General features: G+C 64.3%; 5 protein-coding genes. 3 read left to right on the top strand and 2 right to left on the bottom strand.

All coding sequences use genetic code 11. The annotated features are described in order from the left end of the window. The 3 genes from NKJ08_RS38260 to NKJ08_RS38250 all read left to right on the top strand — a co-directional run. Positions 1 to 234 (top strand): hypothetical protein (locus NKJ08_RS38260; RefSeq protein ID WP_352786329.1); only part of this gene is annotated, 234 nt, incomplete at its 5' end. A gap of 85 nt (positions 235 to 319) precedes the next feature. Further along, positions 320 to 706 carry a hypothetical protein gene (locus NKJ08_RS38255; RefSeq protein WP_023680933.1) on the top strand — a complete coding sequence of 129 codons (387 nt, stop codon included), beginning with the start codon at positions 320 to 322 and terminating at the stop codon, positions 704 to 706. Further along, complete coding sequence (locus NKJ08_RS38250) at positions 703 to 1,227, top strand: RES family NAD+ phosphorylase (RefSeq protein WP_023723120.1); 525 nt, start codon at positions 703 to 705, stop codon at positions 1,225 to 1,227. The genes NKJ08_RS38255 and NKJ08_RS38250 overlap by 4 nt, the downstream gene beginning before the upstream one ends. A 43-nt stretch (positions 1,228 to 1,270) precedes the next feature. Here NKJ08_RS38250 and scpB read toward each other — a convergent pair whose 3' ends face one another. After that, positions 1,271 to 1,978 (bottom strand): SMC-Scp complex subunit ScpB, encoded by a 708-nt coding sequence (gene scpB / locus NKJ08_RS38245; RefSeq protein ID WP_352530539.1) that lies wholly within the window; start codon positions 1,976 to 1,978, stop codon positions 1,271 to 1,273. A gap of 2 nt (positions 1,979 to 1,980) precedes the next feature. Continuing rightward, positions 1,981 to 2,937: a DUF1403 family protein gene (locus tag NKJ08_RS38240; protein ID WP_352530541.1), complete on the bottom strand. Its 957-nt coding sequence runs from the start codon at positions 2,935 to 2,937 to the stop codon at positions 1,981 to 1,983. Positions 2,938 to 3,331: the final 394 nt, after the last annotated feature.

Raw genomic sequence — 3,331 nt, 5'->3', positions numbered from 1 at the left:
GACAACGCCCCCAGACGCGTCGACGGCATGAACCTGAAAAATGCGCTTGGCCAGATCAAGGCCCACGGTGGTAATCTGCATGGCGGATGGCTCCTGTGGCACTCAGATGCCGGGAGCGGGAGCCATCCACCTCATCTGCTTTCAGGGGGCGTGCAGGGCCGCAATAAACGACCGAGGTTGGGCGCATTGCCGCCGCTAGCTAACAAACGCTACGGAATGAAGAAGGGCAAGTAGTCTGGTGGAAGGAGTAGGGCCTCCGTCCACTTGCTATGCATCGGAATGTGCATATATTGTGCATATGAGAGGTCGGAGATTTGTCATGGCCCACGCACAGCTCGCACATTCCACGGTGATTTCCGGCTTTGTCGATAGCCTGCAGGAGCCGCGCACGCCTTATATCTCGCCGAAGCGCCTGTCGCAGGCGCTGGGCGTGAAGGTGGCCAACTTGGCCCAACTGACCGGTGTCCACCGCAACACGCTCCGCAATCCCTCATCGGAGCGCCTGCAGGGCCGGATGCGCGAGATGGTGAAAGTGATCTCGGCGGCGACGGAACTCACCGGCGACGTCAACAAGGCGATCTTTTGGTACCGCAATGAACCGATCGCCGACTATGGCCATCGTACCGCAGCCGAGCTCGTCGCGGGCGGCCAGGTCGAGGCGGTTCTGGCCTTTATCCGGGATCTCGAGAATGGTGCGCGCGGGTGAGGATCACCCGCATCGGTCCAGACGAAATCTTCCATCGCTATCTGACTCCCAAATGGGCTTTCCTGCCCACCAGCGGTGCAGGCGCAGCGATGGACGGCGGTCGTTTCAACCGGCCAGGCATCGAAGCACTTTATCTGTCGCGTGCGACCCAGACGGCGCTTGATGAATACAAGCAGGGAGCCAGCATCACCCCGCCCGCCACCCTTGCCGCTTACAAGATCACGCTCGCCGAGGTAGCCGACCTTTCGCAGGGTTTCGACCCGGACATCTGGGACGGCCCGTGGAAGGAGTGGGATTGTGCCTGGCGCCAGGTCGCTCGCATCGACAAGAAGATCCCGCCATCGTGGAAGCTCGCGGATCTGGTCATCACCGCCGGACTTCGCGGCATCCTGTTTCCGTCGCTGCGTCACGCCGGCGGCACCAATCTGGTGATCTTTCCGGCCAATCTTGTCGACAGCGACCATGTCGCGGTTCACGATCCCGATCAACGGTTGCCGCACGACCAGTCGTCCTGGTGCTGAGTTATCGACCGTCTCTGGGATCGCAACGCGACGACGTCCCCCGTCACGGCGCTTGGTCCCCAACGACATCGTCCTCGCCGTCGCCCTCCCCGCTCGCCAGCCCGGCTGGAATATCGCCGGCCAGCAGCTTCTCCTTCGACAGCAGCCCTGCGTCCTCAAGCGCCTCGAAATCCGGTAGCTGGCGCAGCGTGTCGAGCCCGAACTGCGAGAGAAAAGTTTTCGTCGTCACATAAGTATAGGGCGCGCCAGGTTGCGGCGAGCGCGGACCCGAAGCGATAAGATCCTGCGCGCGCAGCACGCCGATCAGGTCGCGCGACACCTCCTTGCCGAAGAAAGAAGACAGCTCGCCACGCGTGATCGGCTGGAAGTATGCAATGCACATCAGCACGAGCGCCTCCGACTGCGACAGTTCTTTCGGCCCCTGCCCCGCGGCCGTGCCGAAGGCTGCGTGAATGGCATCGCCAAAAACCTTTCTGGTCCGGTGCTGCCAGCCGCCAGCGACTGACACCAGCTCATAGGGGCGGCCGGCGAGTTCGGCGCGGATGTCATCGATGATCAGCTCGAGATTGCAATTTCTCCCAACAACCCGCGCCAGCACCTCTCGCTGCACCGGTTCATTTGCGGCAAAGATCACCGCTTCGACGCGTCCCATCCACTCGCGCCAGCGCAATTCCGCCGGCAGATGTTCCAGCTCGGTGTCGAGCAACGCCGGCTGATCGTTTGCCTTGCGGCGGGCGGACGCTTCGCTCATCGCTAAAGTCCAAACAGGCGGAAGGTGGGGCGGCCGGACAGCTCACGCACGGCGTCGAGCTGTTGCAGCCGCTCGAACAGGCGGCGCGCCGCAAACCGCGACAGGTTTTTCGTCGTCAGCGAGCCCGAGACGGCGTCTTCACTGAGCAGCAGAAAGATCACGTCGCCGGCGCCTTTGGCGCGCAGTTTTGGTGCCGCCGCCAGCAGCTTTTCGGCGCGGCGCAACAGCTCGGTCGCCAACCGGCAGGCCTCCGTCGCAGCATGAACCAGCGCAATGCAGACCGCGCGCTCAAACCCTTTTTCGCCGGGCCGGATCCGTTTGCCGCCGCCGGCCTCGCCGCGAAAAGCCGGACCAAAGGCCTGAGCCAGCAGCAGCGGCAGCGGCCGCGGCCAGCGCAGGTTTTGCGCCAGTACTAGGTCGGCGAGCCACCAGGCAAAAAGCTCGGCATCGGGCCGCATGGCAACGACGTGAGCGGCGATCGCTGCCGCGGCGAACGGCGCCGGCCGCCCCGAGCGCGCCAGGTCGTCGATGTGTTCACAAAGCGCGGTCAGCGCCTCGACGTCTCGATGGAGACCCAGTTGCTCGGTGACCCGTGCCAGGCGATCGACAGCGGCGGCTGGCGGCACGAGCGCGAGCTGCCGCCAAGCGCCGAAGATGGCGCCGGCAGGACCAGGATCGGCTCCGGCCGGGCGCAGGTGCCACGCGTCGCGCAGGGCGGCCTCGTCCTCCGCGCGCCCGGCCAGCCGCATGCTGGCGGCGGCGCATTTCAGCGCCAGCCGCTGGCGCCAGGCGCCGGACCAGGCAGGCTGCGCGCGGGCGAGGCTATCGAGCGAAGCCAAGGCGGCGCCGGCCTGGAAAGCGGCGTCGGCGTCGCAAGCGTTACGGCCGGGCGCGAGCGCCCAGGCCGGAAGGGCAGGGGGCGCGGCTGGGGCGGCGGTCGCGGGATTGAGGCGAATCATGATTTCGAGGGTAAAGCGCCGGTGCGCTTTGCGCTAGAATTTTCGCGCCAAAACGCACAACCTGTCGGCGTAATAAAACGAACGATAATCTTGCATTATCGGTCGTTGTTGTCCTTACGTTAGAAATGGCCGTTGTCGCCCGCGTTTCAACGGTCGCAGGAGAGTGTCAGCGACCTTTTTGAAGACTGCTGGTCATTGAAGGAGGTTGGACGAACACGGTGCACGGGCATATCTGCCACAGAGGCTTTCAACCCTGCGGGCGCAAGTCTGTCACCGGCCGGTAGAAGATCACCCGCACCGACGGAACAAGCTGGTTGAGGTAATCGAAATCCCGAACATTGCCGGTCAGGACCGTCGCGCCCAGCAGACCGGCCTGGTGAAAGATCAGCGCATC

Origin of the sequence: Mesorhizobium sp. M0244, from assembly GCF_040321795.1 — a bacterium.
Lineage (GTDB): Bacteria > Pseudomonadota > Alphaproteobacteria > Rhizobiales > Rhizobiaceae > Mesorhizobium.
Note: the sequence above shows the minus strand (reverse complement) of the source record. Positions and strands in the feature narration are given on the sequence as shown.

Bases quoted from the DNA above. Each gene is read 5' to 3' on its own strand.
- NKJ08_RS38255 (WP_023680933.1), top strand. From the start codon at position 320: ATGGCCCACGCACAGCTCGCACATTCCACGGTGATTTCCGGCTTTGTC.
- scpB (WP_352530539.1), bottom strand. From the start codon at position 1,978: ATGAGCGAAGCGTCCGCCCGCCGCAAGGCAAACGATCAGCCGGCGTTG.
- NKJ08_RS38240 (WP_352530541.1), bottom strand. From the start codon at position 2,937: ATGATTCGCCTCAATCCCGCGACCGCCGCCCCAGCCGCGCCCCCTGCC.